The organism is Acinetobacter sp. YH12041, from assembly GCF_013419975.1.
Lineage (GTDB): Bacteria > Pseudomonadota > Gammaproteobacteria > Pseudomonadales > Moraxellaceae > Acinetobacter.
Genome location: NZ_VOZC01000023.1, coordinates 1 through 18,157 on the forward strand (window position 1 = coordinate 1; position 18,157 = coordinate 18,157).

Consider the following 18,157-nt stretch of genomic DNA (forward strand, 5'->3'; position numbering starts at 1 on the left):
AAGCACGTAGTGTTCATGGATTTCTAGGAGGGATTTACGCGTCCTTGTGTGCATATCAACTGATCCATAAAAATAAGCCAACAATTCAAATTATGAAGTCATCGGCTTAAGCAGGATTCGGGTTAAATAAACTAATTGCCTTTATTCTGAATATAAAAAAACCCCACTCACCAAATTTTTCTTTTTTCACTATTAAAAATAAAATTCAGGAGTGGAGCTAGATATTACAGTCTTAATAAATTAAGAAAATTCACCCGTTGAGCGTTCTTTGGCCCAGTCACGCAGGATAAATTTCTGCAATTTCCCGGTTGAAGTTTTTGGAATCTCGGTAATCACCACATCTTTAGGTACTTTAAAACGCGCCAGATGTTGCTTGCAGAATTCGATAATCTCTTCTGCTGTGGCAGTTTGTCCTACTTTCAGTTCGACAAAGGCACATGGCACTTCCTGCCAGCGAGGATCTGGTTTTGCCACCACGGCTGCCGTGAGAATAGCAGGATGCTGATAGAGCACTTCTTCCACTTCCAGCGATGAAATGTTTTCACCACCCGAAATAATCACATCTTTAGAGCGGTCAGTGATTTTTGCATAACCATCAGGTTGGCATACTGCCAGATCGCCAGTATGGAACCAGCCACCGGCAAAGGCTTCTGCAGTTGCTTCCGGATTCTTTAAATAACCTTTCATGACGATATTGCCACGGAACATGATTTCACCCATGGTCTGACCATCATGTGGCACTTCCTGCATGGTGTCAGGATCAAGCACTTTCATGCCATCTTGCAGTGGATATGGTACACCTTGACGAGAATGCAGTTGTGCCTGCTCCTGAATTGACAGATCTGACCAGCCTGCCTGAGACGCACAGAGCGCAGAAGGGCCATAGGTCTCGGTCAAGCCATAGACGTGAGTTACATTGATACCGATATTGCGCATGCCTTCAATGATTGCAGCGGGAGGCGCAGCACCCGCCACCATCACTTCTACGCGGTGATCAAACTTGGTCTTTTTCTCTTCAGGGGTATTGATCAGCATCGACAGCACAATGGGTGCACCGCAGAAATAATCCACTTTATGTTCAGCAATGAGTTTAAAGATCAGTTCCGGATCAACTTTACGTAAACAGACGTTCGTACCGCCATTGGCTGCCATGGTCCAGGCAAAGCACCAGCCATTACAGTGGAATAGCGGTAAGGTCCATAAGTAAGTGGCACGTGGCATCATGCCACAGGCAATGATATTACTGGCTGCATTAATATAGGCGCCACGGTGATGGTAAACCACGCCTTTCGGGTTACCTGTGGTTCCAGAAGTGTAGTTCAGGCTAATCGCATTCCATTCATCATCCGGTAAATGCCATTCAAAATTGGCATCGCCTTGAGCCAGCCAGTCTTCATATTCAATCTGGCCGATACGGGTATCTTCACCCTCAAATTCCTCATCAGCCACGTCAATCACATAAATGTCTTGCTGTGGAACCAGAGCCAAAGCTTCTGTTGCAACTGCAGAAAATTCTGGATCGACCAGCAGTACTTTGGTCTCAGCATGTTCCAGCATGAACGCCAATGTTTTGGCATCCAGACGGGTATTTAAGGTATTCAGGACCGCACCCGCCATTGGCACAGCAAAGTGTGCTTCGATCATCGCAGGTACGTTTGGCAGTAAAACTGAAACGGTGTCATTTTTACCGATGCCTAAATTCTGGAGCTGGTGGGCAAACTGACGGCAACGATTGTATTTTTCACGCCAGGTAATACGACGCTTACCATGAATGATCGCATTTTGATTCGGGTAGATATAAGCCGCGCGATCGAGATAGCGTAAAGGTGACAGCGCTACAAAATTGGCAGGGGTGCGCGGTAATTCATCGTATGCCTTAACCATTGTAAAACTCCGTTCTATATTTATTTTTCATATCCTGTTAAAAAAGATATGCAATTCTTGGAAGTCTTGCAGTTATGCTTTAGTCGAGTGCGAATGTATAATTTTAAAAATTTAAATAATTGAATATTAATAAAATTATTTTTAAGCACCGATTTTTTTGAACCTATGGGTTCCCATATTTGCCTTTTTAGGTATTTTACTCTAAATGGGTGTTAAATATAGCCTCAGCCAAGGAATAATAATGAAAATACAACAGGCGGATGCAACATGGCGCAACTGGTCAGGAAGCCAGTACAGTTCTCCTCAAATTTTTGAGCCTAAAGAAATGAATGAATTGCAAAATCTGGTGAAGTCACATGCGCAGATTCGTGTGGTGGGTGCAGGACATTCATTCAGTGCACTAGCTAAAACCGATGAGGTCTTGATTCGTCTGGATCATTTCAAAGGCGTGATAGATGCAGATGAAGCGACAGCTCAATGTACTGTACAGGCAGGTACGCGTTTATATGAGTTGGGTGAATATCTAGCCCCTCTTAATCAGGCTTTGATCAATCAAGGCGATATTGATCAGCAAAGTCTGGCGGGTGCAGTCTCGACCGGTACGCATGGCACGGGAATTGATTTGCCGTGTTTATCTGCTTTCGTTCAAGGCTTTGAATTACTGACTGCAGATGGCGAATTATTGCAATGTGATGAGCAGCAAAATACGGAAATTTTTCAGGCAGGGCGGGTAGCACTGGGCAGTCTTGGAATACTCACCAAAATCACCTTGCAAAATCAGCCGCTTTATAAATTAAAAGAACAGATCCGGTTGTGTTCATTAAAAGACATATTTTCCAATATCGATCAATGGAAACATCAGCATCGACATCTTGAGTTTTGGGCTTTTCTGTATGCTGATCAGGTCATGCTGAAAACGCTGGATGAAACGGATGAATGCATTCAGCCGAGAAAAGAAAGCTGGCCATCAGAAGATAGTTTATTAATGTTGTGCTCGGAATTGACAAGGTTATTGCCGTCTACCAATCCTTATCTGCAAAAGCTGCTCGGTGTTTTTGTCAAACCGACCTGTTTTGTGGATTGGTCCAGTCAGATTTTCCCCACACCGCGTAATACCCGATTTAATGAAATGGAATATCAGATTCCGGTCGAACTAGGCTTGCAGTGTCTGGAAGAAGTGCTGCATTGTTTAAGGCAGCATCGTGTGCCGATGTTCTTTCCGATCGAGTTTCGTTATGTCAAAGCGGATGACATCTGGCTCAGTCCGTTTTATCAGCGGGATTCAGTTTCAATTTCTATCCATCAGTTTTATAAGCAGGATTATCACGTCATTTTTAATCTAGTGGAACCGATTTTTCAGAAATATCAGGGGCGACCGCATTGGGGGAAATTGCATAACATGCATGCCGCATCACTGCACGACTTATATCCAAGATGGGATGAATTTATGGCGCTACGTCAGCAACTGGATCCGCAGAAAAAATGGCTGAATCTCTACTTGAAACAACTGTTTCTGGCTAAGTAGCAGGAGTAAAAGATGCGATCAACTTATTTTCAGCAATTGACTCAAGACCTAAAACAGCAGGGTACAGGTACACCACAACTGATTCTGGATTTGGTTCAGTATCAGCATAATCTGGATGTTGTGCAGGCAAAACTACCTCCGCAGTTAAAGCCTCGTCTGGTGGTGAAATCTCTGTCCAGTACTGAGTTGCTTCAATTCGCTAGTGAAAAGCTGAATACCCAGCGTTTTATGGTATTTCATCTGCCACATCTTCGGGAAATTATCGGAGCATTTGAGCAAGCGGACATTCTACTCGGTAAGCCAATGCCGGTTCATGCAGCGCAGCGCTTTTATCAAAGCTGGTTTGGTCAAATGGACTTAAATACTCAAGTAAATATTCAATGGCTGATCGATAGTCAGGCACGTCTGGAGCAGTATCTGCAACTCGCCCAAAGCCTGAATCTTTGCCTGAATGTGAATATTGAAATTGATGTGGGGCTGCATCGCGGAGGGGTGAACAGTCAGGAGCAGTTTATAGCCCTACTCAAGCTGATTCAGCAGCATCCTTTGTCTCTAAAATTCTCCGGATTAATGGGCTACGATGCGCATGTAGCTAAACTGCCAAAAATTCTTAAAAGTCCTGAAAAAAGTTATCAACAATCACAGCAGATTTATCAAAAATTCAAGAGGACGCTGCAACAGCAATTTCCTGATTTATGGCATGAAAATCTTTGTTTTAACGGTGGCGGCAGTCCGACCTTTATGCAGCATTGCCAGCAGAGTATTTGTAATGATCTGGCTTTTGGTTCCATGCTACTTAAACCCAGCGATTTTGATCTAGACAATCTCTCAGCTTTAAAATGTGCCTTGTGGATCGCCACACCAATTTTAAAAGTGCTGCCTTATAGCCAGATTCCCGGACTGGAAATGCTGAATCATCTACCGCATCAACATAAAGCGCTTTTTGTTTATGGTGGCTACTGGCGGGCTGACTATTATTTTCCAGAAAAAAGCCAGCCGCATATTTTATATGGACGCAGTAGCAATCAGGAAATGGTTCTGGTATCGAAATCTTGCGAACTGAAAGTCGATGATTATGTGTTTTTAAGACCAACTCAAAGCGAAGCCATCATTCCCCAGTTTTCTCAATTGTATGTCTATATCGAAAGGCAATTTGAAGCGTGGCAAACCTTTAGAGAATAAATAATTCTTGAGTGAATAATGATCTTAACTCATTGCAGCTCAAAAGAACTTTTTGGTGATAAATCCTATTTTTATTAGGGAAAAGGTTTAATCATTGGCTCAAGCCGTGTAAAATTCTAGGCGATTTTTTATTTATCCACCGTTTTTATCTTTTGAGGTTCTCCCTCGATCATAATCTCGCGGTGACATGCTCCATGGTACGGGGCATCACTCCTTAAGGATTTCATATGCCAATTATCACTTTGCCAAATGGCGATCAAAAACAGTTTGATCACGCCGTATCTGTGATGGAAGTTGCTCAAAGCATCGGTCCTGGTCTTGCAAAAAATACCGTTGCAGGTCGTGTAAACGATCGTCTAGTGGACGCGTGCGATCTGATTACTGAAGACGCAACCTTACAAATCATCACGCCTAAAGATGAAGAAGGTGTCGAAATTATTCGTCACTCTTGCGCACACTTGGTGGGTCATGCCGTTAAGCAATTGTTCCCAGAAGCAAAGATGGTCATTGGTCCAGTCATTGAAGAAGGTTTCTACTATGACATCTGGATGCCACGTCCATTTACTTTAGATGACATGGCTGCGATTGAAGAGCGTATGAAAAAGCTCATCGATCAAGACTATGATGTCGTGAAAAAAATGACTCCGCGTGATGAAGTGATTGCAGAATTCACAGCCCGTGGTGAAGAATACAAATTGCGCCTGATCGCAGACATGCCTGAAGAAACTCAAATGGGCCTGTACTACCATCAGGACTATCTGGATATGTGCCGTGGTCCGCACGTACCAAATACCAAATTCTTAAAATCATTCAAGCTGACTAAAATCTCTGGTGCTTACTGGCGCGGTGATGCGAAAAACGAACAGCTGCAACGTATTTATGGTACAGCTTGGGCGGATAAGAAACAGCTCGCAGCTTATATCAAGCGTATTGAAGAAGCTGAAAAACGCGATCACCGTAAAATTGGTAAAGCCTTAGACTTGTTCCATATGCAGGAAGAAGCACCAGGTATGGTGTTCTGGCATCCAAACGGCTGGACCATTTACCAAGTGCTTGAACAATACATGCGTAAAGTTCAGCAAGAAAATGGTTACCTTGAAATCCGTACACCACAAGTGGTGGATTTCACGCTTTGGGAAAAATCAGGTCACGCAGCGAACTATGCTGAAAACATGTTTACGACTCATTCAGAGAACCGTAACTACGCTGTAAAACCGATGAACTGTCCTTGTCACGTGCAAGTGTTCAACCAGGGCTTAAAATCATATCGTGATCTTCCAATCCGTTTAGCGGAGTTTGGTTCATGTCACCGTAACGAGCCATCGGGTTCTTTACACGGCATCATGCGTGTACGTGGTTTTACCCAAGATGATGCGCATATTTTCTGTACTAAAGAACAAATCGGTACTGAAGTTGCAGACTTTATCAAATTGACACTAGACGTATACAAAGATTTTGGCTTTGAAGAAGTACAAATGAAGTTATCTACACGTCCTGAAAAACGTGTGGGTGATGATGCACTTTGGGATATGGCAGAAAAATCTTTGGCAGATGCTTTAGATGCTGCTGGCCTAGATTGGGATTTACAACCAGGTGAAGGTGCATTCTACGGTCCGAAGATCGAATTCTCATTGAAAGACTGCTTAGGCCGAATCTGGCAGTGTGGTACCATTCAATGTGACTTCAACCTTCCAGAACGTCTGGATGCCTCTTATGTTACTGAAGACAACGATCGTGATCAGCCTGTGATGTTGCACCGTGCAATTCTTGGCAGTTTCGAACGTTTTATTGGTATACTGATTGAACACTACGCGGGCTTTATGCCACCTTGGTTATCACCAGTGCAAGCGTGTGTCATGAATATTACTGATGCTCAAGCCGAGGCTTGTGAGTCAGTCGTCGCGAAACTTAAAGAAAACGGAATTCGTGCAATTTCTGACTTGAGAAATGAGAAAATCGGCTTTAAGATTCGTGAACGTACTTTAGAGCGTATTCCTTACTTATTGGTACTTGGGGACCGTGAGGTAGAGGAAGGTACTGTGAATGTCCGTACCCGCTCAGGAAAAAATTTGGGTACTATGTCAATCGATGCTTTCGTTGACTTAGTAAAAGCAGCCGTTGCCGAACGCGGCCGGTACATTGTGGAGTAACAGCGATTAAACAGCCTGACCGTAATCAACAGGGCGGTAATAAATCAAACCGTCCTGCCTTGAATGATGAAATTCGTGCTAAAGAAGTTCGTCTTGTAGACGAAAATGGTGAGCAAAAAGGTATTGTAAGCCTTGCGGAAGCATTGCGCGCAGCAGAAAATGTTGAGCTTGATCTTGTTGAGATCGTAGCCAATGCTGAGCCACCTGTTTGCAAAATCATGGACTTCAATAAGCATTTGTTTGATCTGAAACAAAAGCAGAAAGAAGCGAAGAAAAAACAACATCAAGTCCAGGTGAAAGAAATCAAGCTACGTCCTGCGACAGATGTAGGTGATTACAACGTAAAATTACGTGCAATCATCAAATTCCTTGAAGAAGGAAACAAGGTTAAAATTACCCTGCGTTTCCGTGGTCGTGAAATGGCTCACCAGCAACTGGGTCTGGCTCAACTGCAAAAAGTTGAAGCAGACGTCGTTGAATATGGTGTTGTTGAACAAGCACCAAAAATGGAAGGTCGTCAAATGGGTATGCTGCTTGGTCCTAAAAAGAAAAAGTAAGCATCTCTTGATGAAAAAAGCCCTGCATTTGCAGGGCTTTTTTATGAGGTAACTTAATTTTTTATTGAGTAGGGTAGGATTTTCCTGCTTCTACAATCGGAATATTGGCCTCAGTGGGTACATAAATTATTTGTTGAATACGACCTTCACGTAGGGCTTCACCAAATGCACCAATAAATTCCTGCTTGCGATATTCAGGATAATCTTTAGCTGCCTGCCCAACGAGTTTAATAGCTTCTGCACGCAGTTTGGCACTTTCCAGTTCCGCTTTTGCAACTTGCACTTGAATCATTTTAGATTGTTCTGCTTCAGCCAATGCTGCCTGACCATCCATCCCTTGTTTCCAAACTTTATAATGTGGCCAGCCAAACAATAGCAGTAAAATGACAATCAATAAAAAGAACAGCAAGCCCAATAGCATGAATGGACTTAGGGCGTTGCGACGGACATAATTCATAGTGCACCTACGGCAGATTTTTTTATCTATGGTATTTATTGAATGTTTTATTCTGTTTCAGAAAAGCATAGCCGAAATTTTATGTAAATCAACTATATGTGGTGATAGGGGAAAGTCCCAACCAGAACACCATTTTTTAATAACTGCTTTTTATCCTTTGGAATCTGATGAGATAAATTTCTTTCAGCTTAAACCATATAGTTAAAAGTGTTTTTGAATCAGCTTTTATGATCTTAAATTCCAAGCACTGTGCATGGCCTGAATAATTTCTTTAGCTTGCTGACGGGAAAACATCGATAAATGAATCCGGAATAATCTTAAACAGAGCCGGTCGCGCCAACTGGACTGACAAAGAATAAAATCGAGAGTGCCATCTCGCTGATTAATTTGATGAGCGGGAAGTCTGGTTAGCCAGCGTTTGGTACGTGCCTTAATTGAATCATATTGAGGATTGATAAAGCTATAATGGACGGCTTCACGATATAAACACAGGCTGATCCGGTAACCTGCCAAAGTGTAATAAATTGTCCGCGAGGTGATTTTTAGTTTAATGCTATATACCAAGAGCGATAGCATCAGGAAACCCAGTATATAGCCATAAAAGCTTGGGGACTCCTGCCATAAAAATACCAATCCTCGAACAAAACTGGAAGGAGGATCTGGAGTATGAAGGTATAAGGTCATCAAAATTCCAATGGGATAGCAAAGAAGGAGAAGTCCCATATGTTTCATCGTCTGGGCACTTTGATGAAACAGAATAATATCTGATGTGCTCATATTATTATTTTTATAATGAGTGAAAATTGAACACTTTCAAGCTTAAGGATTCTGTCCTAAAAAAGAAAGACCCATTCGGGTCTTTCTTTTGGCAGGTGATTAGCTTTGCTGCTCGTTAGATTCATTTTTTTCAGCTAACAGTTTTTTGCCAATCGGAATCTGACGAGGCAATTTTTCTTCTGGCACATTGCGCTGCAATTCGATTTTCAATAAACCATTTTCAAATTCAGCTTGTTGTACCTCTACATGTTCATCCAGTCTTAAAGACAATTTGAATGAACGGTGGGCGATGCCTTTATGCAGGAATTCCACAGTCGTATCTGAATTTTCTTCCACCGCTTTACCGCTAATGGTCAGAACCTGATTTTCCAGATTGATCTCTAGCTGGTCTTCATTGAATCCGGCAGCAGAAACCACAATGCGGTAATTGTTGTCGCCGGTTTTTTCAATGTTGTAATGTGGATAGTTCGGTGCCTCACTTTGCATTGCATAATCAAAAAGGTCATTAAAGCGGTCAAAACCGATACTACGACGGAATAGTGGGCTAAGACTGAAATTGCTCATTGATCTTACCTCCTGATCTCAGAAAAGTTTTTTAAACAACATGCAATTCTTCAATATGAACTCAGTGATTAGAAACAATTTCCTGAATAGATCATTGCTCTATTTCTAATATAGGATTGAGGCGAAGCTTTTCAAGCCTCAAGATTTAAAAATATTTGAACCCATCTTGAGCTAAAAATAATGCTTTGAATTTAGCGATTTTACTGCTGAATCTATAACAAAATATGCGGAAGTAAGGCTTTAAATCATGCTATAACTAGATCAAATTTCAATAATGTCATGTAAAAACGAAAAGGTAACAGGTAATAACATGATTGATCTCTATTATTGGGGAACGCCCAATGGCCATAAAATTACCATCGCATTAGAAGAAATGGGCTTGGAGTATAAAATTTTCCCGATCAATATTCTGGAAAATGACCAGTTTCAACCTGATTTTTTACGTATCTCTCCAAATAACAAAATTCCTGCGATTGTGGATCAGGATGGCCCGCGTGGTGAACCGATTTCAGTCTTTGAATCTGGCGCGATTCTGCAATATTTGGGTCGTAAAACCGGCCTGTTTTATCCGGATGATGAGCAGCAACGTGTTGAAGTTGAGCAATGGCTAATGTGGCAAATGGGTGGCTTGGGTCCAATGCTGGGGCAGAATCATCACTTTAGCCGTTTTGCTCCTGAGCGTATCCCGTATGCCACTGATCGCTATGTCAATGAAACCAAGCGTCTATACGGGGTTCTGAACAAACAGCTGATTGGTCAGAAATATGTAGCTGGTGAGTATTCGATTGCGGATATGGCTATTTTGCCATGGGTGCTACGTCATGAATGGCAGCAGATTGATCTGGCTGATTATCCGGAAGTACAGGAATATGTGACACGCCTGACTGCGCGTCCAGCGGTGCAAAGAGCGTTAGCAATACAGGTCAGATAAGTCTGGCCTTTGTGCTAAACTAGATAAAAGTAGATTAAACCACCTTTGGGTGGTTTTTTATTGGGTGAGTATATGAAAGATTTTTTCCTGAACTTTACTAAAATCGTGGAAACGAATCCTCGAATTTACTGGAGTATTATTTTCGGTATCGCAGCTTGTCTGCTGCTGTTCGTTGCTGAAATTGTGCATGTGGATCAGGTGATCAGTGCCTTGAATACCAAAGATCGTCAGATTTTAAATACAGCTCTTGAGCCGATCACCCAGAAATATCAATGGTCACGTATTTTGGTCATGGTTATGGCTATAGTCTGGGCGAATTGGGAATATCTTAAAGCCAAGAAAAAACTGGGTTTAAGCCGCTAGTCTCGGGATGTCCCTGTTTCTGCTCTTTCTTGCCGCTTTTGGTGCAGCCACTTTATTACCGCTGCAGTCGGAAGCGGTTTTGCTGGGTTTATTATGGCAAGGGAGCTATTCGGCGGCCTTGCTCATCATGATTGCAAGTGCTGGAAATATCTTGGGTTCCTGTGTGAACTGGTATCTGGGGTTCAAGATTGAGCAATATAAGCATAAAAAATGGTTTCCAGTCTCTGAGCAGCAGATGCTGAAAGCCCAAAGTACCTATCAGAAATACGGCTATTGGTCATTATTGCTGAGCTGGGTGCCGATTATTGGCGATCCAATTACGTTAATTGCCGGCTTGCTCAAGGAAAATTTTACCCGTTTTATTTTGATAGTCAGTATTGCCAAAATTGGACGTTATCTGTTTGTCTATTGGGCGTATGCGATGTTTTAAAAAAGAGGCATAAAGCCTCTTTTTATTTGTATTCATTATTAGTGCGCAGGATTTTCCTGATTAAAGATCCTACGTGCATCAGAACTAAAAATTACTTTTCAGTCCCTTTGGTAATATCAATTCCAAACAGATCCTTGGTTCTCGCCCAGCTGATGGCAACCACCAGTAGGGTCATGCTGCCACCAAACACTGTAGCCATAATCGTACCCATATATCTCGCAGCCAGACCAGACTCAAAAGCACCCAGTTCATTACTAGACGAGACAAACATGCCGTTTACTGCAGCAACCCGGCCACGCATATTATCGGGTGGATAAATCTGTAAAATCGTCTGACGAATCACCACTGAAATACTGTCACAAGCCCCGGTCATGGCAAGAGCAAACAGAGATAGCCACATCGAGTTGGAGAAAGCAAATAGTAAAGTAAAGACACCGAAACCTGCGACTGCAAGCAGCATATTACGCCAGGCATGTTGCGTAGGCGGAAAGCGGGTCAGGACAATCATGGTTATCAGCGCACCAATGGAAGGAGCAGCCCGTAAATAACCCAAACCCTCTGGACCAACTTTTAGAATATCTTCGGCAAAAATCGGTAAGAGGGCAATCACCCCACCAAACAGCACCGAAACCAGATCTAGAGAAATCGACCACAATACAATTTTACTGTTCCAGATGAAGCGGAAACCATCGCCCAGACTATGCAGGACATTTTCAGTTTCAATTTTAGGAAAATCGCGCTTTTGCAATAAGTTAATCAGAACAAAACAGATGCTGACCAGTACTGCGACAGTTAGAAGACTGGTTTCCCGACCTAAAAACGCCAGCATAAAACCACCGAGCATCGGCCCGATAATTACACCACTTTGCCAGCCAATTGTGGTCCAAGTTGCACCATTGGCATAGAGTGCACGTGGAATCAGAAAGGGTTTTAGTGAAGTTGCTGAAGGATTATAAAAGCCACGAATGGTACCCAGGCAGAAAATGACGGCATAAATTCCCCAAGATAATTGACTGGTGCTGAGGTTTCCCAAACCGTGATAATGAAACAGTGACCAGAGAATGACAGGCATCGGAATGGCAAAAAATAAACAGATTTTCATAATAGTCTGCTTATTAAAACGATCCGCAACATATCCACCCCATAAAGAAAGGGAAATAAATGGAATCGCCTCTGCCAGACCAATCAGTCCTAAGGTCAGCGGGTCTTTGGTAATCTGATATAGTGAATAGGCAACAATAATTTCCTGAATCAGAATGGCTAAAGTCAGGCAAAACTGATTTAAGGTAACAATAGAAAAGTCTCGATAACGGAGTGCGGCAAATGCATCGGGCTGAATGTGCATAAAGAGCTGTAACTGAAAAAATTGACAAATTATAAAGTGATATCGCAAGCAGTATATAAATTCATCATTCAATTCTTATCGTAAAAAATGCTAAGTTTGCAGATTCATCAAGAAAAAAAGACTATTGCTTTTGTTTTAAGCAAAGATGCATTAGAATATCGGCTCCCTTACCTGCAGGGCGTTCTTGCAATGGTGCAGACGTGCCGAACAGGTGTTCAAAAGAGGTTGTTATGCCTAAGATGAAAACTCGCCGTGGTGCAGCTAAACGCTTCAAAGCGACTGCTAACGGTTTTAAGCGTAAACAAGCGTTCAAACGCCACATTTTGACCAAAAAATCTGCTAAGCGTATTCGTCAATTGCGCGGCTGTGTAATGGTTCACGTAAGTGACGTTGCTTCAGTTCGTCGTATGTGCCCGTACATCTAAGGAGATTATAAATGGCTCGTGTAAAACGTGGTGTACAGGCTCATCGCCGTCACAAAAAAATTCTTGCTCGCGCTAAAGGTTACTATGGTGCTCGTTCACGCGTTTACCGCGTAGCGTTCCAAGCGGTAATCAAAGCTGGTCAATACGCTTACCGTGACCGTCGTCAGAAGAAACGTCAATTCCGTGCTCTATGGATTGCGCGTATCAACGCTGGTGCACGTCAAAACGGTTTATCGTACAGCCGTATGATCGCTGGCTTGAAAAAAGCTCAGGTTATCATCGACCGTCGCGTACTTGCTGACATCGCTATGCATGACGCAGTTGCGTTTGCAGCTCTAGCTTCTAAAGCTAAAGATGCGTTGGCTGCATAAGTCTTTATGACTTAGAAAAAAGACCGCTTTTAGCGGTCTTTTTTTATCTCTGTCTTTTTTATTTTTTGACGTTCAAATCAGTCTTTAAAGCCCAAAATAATATCCAATCAAACAGATAATCACCGTAATAATAATCAGGGTAATCACATTGCCTGAATTGGATTTAGCTGCGTCATGGGGCTTATGTGCTTTAGAAACTTTGACCGCGCGATCCTCAGTATTCATCCCTGCAAAAGGATCAGGCGTCACTTTAGGAGTGAGTTGTGCGGTTTTATAATGATTGGCCACTTTCACAATGAACTTGGCACTGATTTCATCGATTTTTTGTGCAAAGTGGCGCAGATTTAATTGCTGCTCTGGATTCAGTACCTGACCATCATCGTTATAAGGGTGTTGAATCTTCGTCTGAATAAAATCACTTAATGCATCCAGACGGTACAAGGTCTGATGAGCATAATCAGATGAATAATCCGTTGGTATTAAAGCAAGATGACTCGGATTTTCTGCATGAGACTGAATCGTTGGGGTAGTACCGTAATAAGGCAAACCAGTATAAGCAGGCTCAGTGAATCCTTGAGCTAAATGATGTTCAAATAATTCCTGTTCGGTATAGGTATGAATATCATCCCAGTTTGGTTGTACCAGATCAGCATCAATTCTTTTGGCCAGTTTATTATTCAGTTCATAACGCCAGAATACTTCATGACGTAAAGGCGACTGTTGGGCTTCTGGTGCTTCATAATCATTATCAGCGGTATACCATTCAGCCAGTTCCTTACCGATCATCCAGGCGGTTTTACCTTGAGCATGATGACTGATAATCACATGAGCCAAAGGAACTAGCTCAACATTGGCATTAGGGTTATTTTCATCTTCCAGTAAATGTGAAGAATGTAGACTAATACGACGAACACCTTGTTTTTTCAGTCCTTCTAGCCAGATTTGAAAGTGCTGTGCCAGTAAATGCTGGGAAATCAGATCTCGAAAAGTTAAATGGTGCTGATTAAAAATGGAGTGATTCAGCCAGCGGCTGAAACTGAGATCCTGAGTTAAAAACTCATTGCCATAAGTGACGAGGGTCAGTTGCTGTTTCCAAATTTGATCGAGTGCCATAGTGATTTGATCTGATTGATATTATGTTTATCTTATACTTTTTATAATTCATGATGCTATTCTAATTTTCATTAAAAGCGCACTTCATCAACTCGCCTAAAAACTGTTAGAATATGGGGTTTTTAAAAATATTTCTAACCTGTTGCTTTGAGAGTTACTATGTCACTGGAAGCCCTGACCACTGAAGCGCTCGCTGCGATTGCAGCAGCTCAAGACCTTGCTGCACTTGATCAAGTACGAGTGCAATTTACGGGGAAAAAAAGCCAGCTCGCGGAACAATCTAAGTCGCTGGGGAAAATGGATCCTGAACAACGTAAAGCGTTCGGGGCACAAATTCACGCAGTTCGTGAAGCCATCACAAGTGCTTTGACACAACGTCAGGCTGAACTGCAAAAAGCTGCACTAGAACAAAAGCTTGCTAGTGAAACAATTGATATTACCTTGCCCGGTCGTGGCCAACAGGTGGGCAGCATCCACCCAGTGACCCAAGTACAAGAACGTATCTGTCAATTCTTTACCAAAGCAGGGTTTACAGTAGCAACTGGTCCAGAAGTTGAAGATGACTATCACAACTTCGAAGCATTGAATATTCCGGGCCATCACCCTGCACGTGCCATGCACGACACTTTCTATTTTGATGTGAACCATCTGCTACGTACCCATACTTCGGGTGTACAGATCCGTACCATGGAAACCCAGCAGCCACCAATTCGTATCGTGTGCCCAGGCCGTGTATACCGTTGTGACTCTGACCAGACGCATTCACCAATGTTCCATCAGATCGAAGGCTTATACGTTGCTGAAAATACCAGCTTTGCTGAATTGAAAGGTTTATTGGTAAACCTGCTAAACGAATTCTTCGAAAAAGATTTGAAAGTGCGTTTCCGTCCGTCTTATTTCCCGTTCACTGAGCCAAGTGCTGAAGTGGACATTATGGATGAGCGTGGCAAATGGTTAGAAGTTTTGGGTTGCGGTATGGTGCATCCAAATGTACTTCGCGCTGCGGGTATTGATCCAGACAAATACAAAGGCTTTGCATTTGGTTTAGGTGTAGAACGTTTTGCAATGTTGCGTTATGGCATTAATGACCTGCGTATGTTCTATCAAAACGATGTGCGTTTCTTACGCCAGTTTGCTTAAGAGATTTGATAGCCTCTTCTTATAAAGTTGAGTGGCTAAAACATATTAATTTTTAGATTTAAAAATCCCCCTAAATCCCCCTTTGTAAAAGGGGGACTTACACGAAACAAGATAGGGTGTGGGATTTCCCCTCTTTGAAAAAGAGGGGCTAGGGGAGATTAAGGAAATGAATGTATGAAAATTAGCGAAAATTGGCTGCGCACATGGGTTAACCCAGCCATCGATAGCGAAAAACTGTCTGACCAACTGACTATGCTGGGCTTGGAAGTAGATGATTTGTCTCCAGCCGCAAAACCCTTCACAGGTGTGGTTGTGGGTGAAGTCCTGACTGTCGAACAGCATCCTGATGCAGATCGCTTACGTGTAACGACTGTGAACATTGGTTCAGGTGAGCCTTTGCAAATCGTGTGTGGTGCACCGAACGTACGTGCCGGTATGAAAGCACCAGTAGCTACCATCGGTGCAGTATTACCAGGCGATTTTAAAATCAAGAAAGGCAAACTGCGTGGTGTTGAATCACAAGGTATGCTATGTGGCGCTTCAGAAATCGATCTTGAAGACAAAATTGATGGTCTGTTAGAGCTTCCTGCAGATGCACCAGTCGGTGTAAATGTTCGTGAATATTTAGACCTTGATGACAACGTGATTGATATCAGCATCACCCCGAACCGTGGTGACTGTTTCAGCATTCGCGGGATCGCACGTGAAATTGGTGTAATTAACCAATTGCCTGTCACTGCACCTGAAATTAAAGAAGTTGCAGCAACTCTTGCAGATGAGAAGAAAGTCGTTGTTGAAACTGAAGGTTGTGCACGTTACCTCGGTCGTGTGATCAAAAACGTCAATACCAAAGCACCAACCCCTGAGTGGATGGAACGAGCTTTAGTACGTGCCGGTATCCGTCAGCACAGTATTCTGGTCGATATTACCAACTATGTATTAATGGAACTGGGTCAACCTCTACATGCATTTGATGGCGGTAAGGTTCAGGGTTCAGTGCATGTGCGTCAAGCCAAAGCAGGTGAAAAACTGGTTCTATTAAATGAACAGGAAGTGGAACTGCAAGACGACGTGATGGTAATCGCAGATGATGAAAAAGCATTAGCGATTGCAGGGATTATGGGGGGCCTGTCTTCATCAGTAACTGATGAAACTACTGAAATCTTCCTGGAATCAGCATTTTTCGCGCCATTGCATATTGCTGGCCGTGCTCGTCGTTTCGGTCTGCATACTGATGCATCACAACGTTATGAACGTGGTGTAGACTTTGAACTTCCTATGATCGCAATGCACCGTGCTTCTCAGTTGATTGCTGAGCTTGCAGGCGGTGAGTTTGGTCCAATCATTGTAGCTGAAAAATCAGAGCTGTTACCAAAACGTGAAGCGATTGAGCTAGAACAAGCTCAAGTCGATCAATTATTAGGTTATACAGTTGAATCAGATTTCATTACAGATGCTTTAACGCGTTTAGGTTGTGAAGTGACTGTAAAAGCTGAAGGCCAGTGGTCAGTGGTTCCTCCATCACACCGTTATGATATGGCAATTTACCAAGACCTGATTGAAGAAGTTGCCCGTATTCACGGTTATGACAATATTCAAATCAGCTTACCGGTCATTGATGTGAAGTTGGCGAAATATGAAGATCAATTCGAACTAACTCAGCTTCGTCAAACAGCCGTGACCTTGGGCTATCAGGAAGCGATCAGTTTCAGTTTTGCTGACCTGAAACTGGAAAAACAGTTAAATCCAGAAGTTAATCCATTGGCATTGGCGAACCCAATTTCAAGCGATTTGGCAGTGATGCGTTCAACTTTACTGTCTAGCCTGATTCCATGCGTACAGTACAACGTTAACCGTCAGCAAAACCGTGTACGTTTCTTCGAACTTGGTCTGCGTTTTGATTACCAGAATGCGGCTTCGATTCATGATCTAAAACAGATTCCAACTTTTGCATTGATTGCTACCGGTTCACGTACGCCTGAAACCTGGCATGGTAAAGTACAGCCAATGGATTTCTTTGACTTCAAAGGTGACATTGAGGAAATGCTGGCAGCTGCGCGTCTAAATGTGGAATATGTACGTTCTGAACGTAGCTGGTTACATCCTGGTCAATCTGCTGAAATTCTAGTGAATGGTCAATCAATTGGCTACTTAGGTCGTTTACATCCGTCGCTGGAAGATGAGCTCGATTTGGCGACGACTTGGGTCGCTGAATTAGATCAATCGGCTGTTTTGCAAACTTATGTATCTAATTTTACAGAATTATCACGTTTTCCATCGGTTCGACGTGATATTGCGCTTTTAATTAGTGATAAGATTAATGTTAGCGAAATTCAGGGACTTATCGAAAAAACAGGTGGAGAGCTTCTAGGCTCGACATGGTTGTTCGATGTGTACACTGGACAAGGAGTAGAAGAAGGGAAACGCTCACTGGCATTTGCACTTCTCTGGCAGCATCCAAGCCGTACACTGGAAGATGCTGAAATTAAATCAGGTATGGATAATATCCTTCAGGTGTTGGAAAACACTTACCAAGCGACATTGAGGGCTTCATGACAGCATTAACAAAAGCAGAAATGGCTGATCATTTAAGTGAGCTCACGAGTTTAAACCGTCGTGAAGCTAAACAAATGGTCGAGTTGTTTTTCGATGAGATTAGCCAAGCGCTAATCTCGGGCGAACAAGTAAAATTATCGGGTTTCGGTAACTTTGAGTTACGTGATAAGCGCCAACGTCCAGGCCGTAATCCGAAGACGGGTGAAGAGATTCCGATTTCTGCACGCCGTGTTGTTACGTTCCGCGCGGGGCAGAAGTTCCGTCAACGTGTGGGGAATGAGCAGATCAATTGATCTGCTTTTTTTCATTTAAAAATTTTATTTTTTTAATCTTTTATATTTCTAAACAAAAAAAAGAGAGCCAAAGGCTCTCTTTTTTGTACTGAAT

Annotated in this window: 18 protein-coding genes and 1 pseudogene; 13 read left to right on the top strand and 6 right to left on the bottom strand. The window is 42.7% G+C overall.

Features of this window, described 5'->3' with window-relative positions:
- Nucleotides 1–110, top strand: a pseudogene (locus FTU00_RS13350) (IS982 family transposase); the annotation flags it as partial.
- Between the two features lie 130 nt (nt 111–240).
- Here the strand turns inward: FTU00_RS13350 and FTU00_RS13355 are convergent.
- Nucleotides 241–1,884 carry an acyl-CoA synthetase gene (locus FTU00_RS13355; RefSeq protein ID WP_179992978.1) on the bottom strand — a complete coding sequence of 548 codons (1,644 nt, stop codon included), beginning with the start codon at nt 1,882–1,884 and terminating at the stop codon, nt 241–243.
- A 241-nt stretch (nt 1,885–2,125) separates the two neighbouring features.
- Here FTU00_RS13355 and FTU00_RS13360 point away from each other — a divergent pair, with 241 nt between their 5' ends.
- From FTU00_RS13360 to infC, 4 genes are all read left to right on the top strand, one after another.
- A complete protein-coding gene (locus tag FTU00_RS13360; RefSeq protein WP_180179883.1) occupies nt 2,126–3,409 on the top strand; it encodes a D-arabinono-1,4-lactone oxidase in 1,284 nt (427 codons plus the stop codon).
- A 12-nt stretch (nt 3,410–3,421) separates the two neighbouring features.
- Complete coding sequence (locus FTU00_RS13365; RefSeq protein WP_180002913.1) at nt 3,422–4,591, top strand: alanine racemase; 1,170 nt, start codon at nt 3,422–3,424, stop codon at nt 4,589–4,591.
- A 227-nt stretch (nt 4,592–4,818) separates the two neighbouring features.
- Nucleotides 4,819–6,741 carry a threonine--tRNA ligase gene (gene thrS / locus FTU00_RS13370; protein WP_004783592.1) on the top strand — a complete coding sequence of 641 codons (1,923 nt, stop codon included), beginning with the start codon at nt 4,819–4,821 and terminating at the stop codon, nt 6,739–6,741.
- Between the two features lie 5 nt (nt 6,742–6,746).
- On the top strand, nt 6,747–7,298 hold the full coding sequence (gene infC, locus FTU00_RS13375; RefSeq protein WP_081400954.1) for a translation initiation factor IF-3: 552 nt from the start codon (nt 6,747–6,749) through the stop codon (nt 7,296–7,298).
- Between the two features lie 61 nt (nt 7,299–7,359).
- On the opposite strand, the gene FTU00_RS13380 is transcribed toward infC, so the two are convergent.
- The 3 genes from FTU00_RS13380 to FTU00_RS13390 all read right to left on the bottom strand — a co-directional run bounded on the left by FTU00_RS13380 (nt 7,360) and on the right by FTU00_RS13390 (nt 9,096).
- Nucleotides 7,360–7,755, bottom strand: a complete 396-nt coding sequence (locus tag FTU00_RS13380; protein ID WP_004783587.1) for a hypothetical protein — start codon at nt 7,753–7,755, stop codon at nt 7,360–7,362.
- Between the two features lie 225 nt (nt 7,756–7,980).
- Nucleotides 7,981–8,532, bottom strand: a complete 552-nt coding sequence (locus FTU00_RS13385) for a hypothetical protein (RefSeq protein WP_180179884.1) — start codon at nt 8,530–8,532, stop codon at nt 7,981–7,983.
- A 99-nt stretch (nt 8,533–8,631) separates the two neighbouring features.
- Nucleotides 8,632–9,096, bottom strand: a complete 465-nt coding sequence (locus FTU00_RS13390; protein WP_004783582.1) for an Hsp20 family protein — start codon at nt 9,094–9,096, stop codon at nt 8,632–8,634.
- Nucleotides 9,097–9,406: 310 nt separating this feature from the next.
- Here FTU00_RS13390 and FTU00_RS13395 point away from each other — a divergent pair, with 310 nt between their 5' ends.
- The 3 genes from FTU00_RS13395 (at nt 9,407) to FTU00_RS13405 (ending at nt 10,820) form a co-directional block, all read left to right on the top strand.
- Complete coding sequence (locus tag FTU00_RS13395; protein ID WP_004783581.1) at nt 9,407–10,027, top strand: glutathione S-transferase N-terminal domain-containing protein; 621 nt, start codon at nt 9,407–9,409, stop codon at nt 10,025–10,027.
- A 72-nt stretch (nt 10,028–10,099) separates the two neighbouring features.
- Nucleotides 10,100–10,390 (top strand): hypothetical protein, encoded by a 291-nt coding sequence (locus FTU00_RS13400; protein WP_159123055.1) that lies wholly within the window; start codon nt 10,100–10,102, stop codon nt 10,388–10,390.
- A 7-nt stretch (nt 10,391–10,397) separates the two neighbouring features.
- Nucleotides 10,398–10,820 carry a YqaA family protein gene (locus FTU00_RS13405; RefSeq protein ID WP_034170828.1) on the top strand — a complete coding sequence of 141 codons (423 nt, stop codon included), beginning with the start codon at nt 10,398–10,400 and terminating at the stop codon, nt 10,818–10,820.
- Nucleotides 10,821–10,911: 91 nt separating this feature from the next.
- On the opposite strand, the gene FTU00_RS13410 is transcribed toward FTU00_RS13405, so the two are convergent.
- Nucleotides 10,912–12,165 (bottom strand): MFS transporter, encoded by a 1,254-nt coding sequence (locus tag FTU00_RS13410; protein ID WP_034703060.1) that lies wholly within the window; start codon nt 12,163–12,165, stop codon nt 10,912–10,914.
- Between the two features lie 230 nt (nt 12,166–12,395).
- Here FTU00_RS13410 and rpmI point away from each other — a divergent pair, with 230 nt between their 5' ends.
- Together rpmI and rplT are read left to right on the top strand one after the other, a co-directional pair.
- Nucleotides 12,396–12,590 carry a 50S ribosomal protein L35 gene (gene rpmI / locus FTU00_RS13415; protein WP_004278281.1) on the top strand — a complete coding sequence of 65 codons (195 nt, stop codon included), beginning with the start codon at nt 12,396–12,398 and terminating at the stop codon, nt 12,588–12,590.
- An 11-nt stretch (nt 12,591–12,601) separates the two neighbouring features.
- On the top strand, nt 12,602–12,961 hold the full coding sequence (rplT, locus tag FTU00_RS13420; RefSeq protein ID WP_004647525.1) for a 50S ribosomal protein L20: 360 nt from the start codon (nt 12,602–12,604) through the stop codon (nt 12,959–12,961).
- Nucleotides 12,962–13,045: 84 nt separating this feature from the next.
- Here the strand turns inward: rplT and FTU00_RS13425 are convergent, their stop codons facing one another.
- Complete coding sequence (locus FTU00_RS13425; protein WP_179992972.1) at nt 13,046–14,074, bottom strand: hypothetical protein; 1,029 nt, start codon at nt 14,072–14,074, stop codon at nt 13,046–13,048.
- A 159-nt stretch (nt 14,075–14,233) separates the two neighbouring features.
- Here FTU00_RS13425 and pheS point away from each other — a divergent pair, with 159 nt between their 5' ends.
- The 3 genes from pheS (at nt 14,234) to FTU00_RS13440 (ending at nt 18,063) form a co-directional block, all read left to right on the top strand.
- The gene (gene pheS / locus FTU00_RS13430; protein ID WP_034703065.1) at nt 14,234–15,214 is read left to right on the top strand and encodes a phenylalanine--tRNA ligase subunit alpha; all 981 of its coding nucleotides are present in this window, start codon (nt 14,234–14,236) and stop codon (nt 15,212–15,214) included.
- Nucleotides 15,215–15,388: 174 nt separating this feature from the next.
- Nucleotides 15,389–17,770 carry a phenylalanine--tRNA ligase subunit beta gene (gene pheT, locus FTU00_RS13435; RefSeq protein WP_180179885.1) on the top strand — a complete coding sequence of 794 codons (2,382 nt, stop codon included), beginning with the start codon at nt 15,389–15,391 and terminating at the stop codon, nt 17,768–17,770.
- Nucleotides 17,767–18,063, top strand: coding sequence for an integration host factor subunit alpha (locus FTU00_RS13440; protein WP_004783565.1), 297 nt, complete (start codon nt 17,767–17,769; stop codon nt 18,061–18,063). Before pheT ends, FTU00_RS13440 begins: the two co-directional genes overlap by 4 nt.
- Nucleotides 18,064–18,157 lie beyond the last annotated feature (94 nt).

Bases quoted from the DNA above. Each gene is read 5' to 3' on its own strand.
- FTU00_RS13385 (WP_180179884.1), bottom strand. From the start codon at position 8,532: ATGAGCACATCAGATATTATTCTGTTTCATCAAAGTGCCCAGACGATG.
- FTU00_RS13355 (WP_179992978.1), bottom strand. From the start codon at position 1,884: ATGGTTAAGGCATACGATGAATTACCGCGCACCCCTGCCAATTTTGTA.
- FTU00_RS13395 (WP_004783581.1), top strand. From the start codon at position 9,407: ATGATTGATCTCTATTATTGGGGAACGCCCAATGGCCATAAAATTACC.
- FTU00_RS13380 (WP_004783587.1), bottom strand. From the start codon at position 7,755: ATGAATTATGTCCGTCGCAACGCCCTAAGTCCATTCATGCTATTGGGC.
- FTU00_RS13405 (WP_034170828.1), top strand. From the start codon at position 10,398: ATGTCCCTGTTTCTGCTCTTTCTTGCCGCTTTTGGTGCAGCCACTTTA.
- FTU00_RS13425 (WP_179992972.1), bottom strand. From the start codon at position 14,074: ATGGCACTCGATCAAATTTGGAAACAGCAACTGACCCTCGTCACTTAT.
- FTU00_RS13360 (WP_180179883.1), top strand. From the start codon at position 2,126: ATGAAAATACAACAGGCGGATGCAACATGGCGCAACTGGTCAGGAAGC.
- FTU00_RS13390 (WP_004783582.1), bottom strand. From the start codon at position 9,096: ATGAGCAATTTCAGTCTTAGCCCACTATTCCGTCGTAGTATCGGTTTT.
- thrS (WP_004783592.1), top strand. From the start codon at position 4,819: ATGCCAATTATCACTTTGCCAAATGGCGATCAAAAACAGTTTGATCAC.
- FTU00_RS13410 (WP_034703060.1), bottom strand. From the start codon at position 12,165: ATGCACATTCAGCCCGATGCATTTGCCGCACTCCGTTATCGAGACTTT.
- pheS (WP_034703065.1), top strand. From the start codon at position 14,234: ATGTCACTGGAAGCCCTGACCACTGAAGCGCTCGCTGCGATTGCAGCA.
- pheT (WP_180179885.1), top strand. From the start codon at position 15,389: ATGAAAATTAGCGAAAATTGGCTGCGCACATGGGTTAACCCAGCCATC.
- rplT (WP_004647525.1), top strand. From the start codon at position 12,602: ATGGCTCGTGTAAAACGTGGTGTACAGGCTCATCGCCGTCACAAAAAA.
- rpmI (WP_004278281.1), top strand. From the start codon at position 12,396: ATGCCTAAGATGAAAACTCGCCGTGGTGCAGCTAAACGCTTCAAAGCG.
- FTU00_RS13400 (WP_159123055.1), top strand. From the start codon at position 10,100: ATGAAAGATTTTTTCCTGAACTTTACTAAAATCGTGGAAACGAATCCT.
- FTU00_RS13365 (WP_180002913.1), top strand. From the start codon at position 3,422: ATGCGATCAACTTATTTTCAGCAATTGACTCAAGACCTAAAACAGCAG.
- FTU00_RS13440 (WP_004783565.1), top strand. From the start codon at position 17,767: ATGACAGCATTAACAAAAGCAGAAATGGCTGATCATTTAAGTGAGCTC.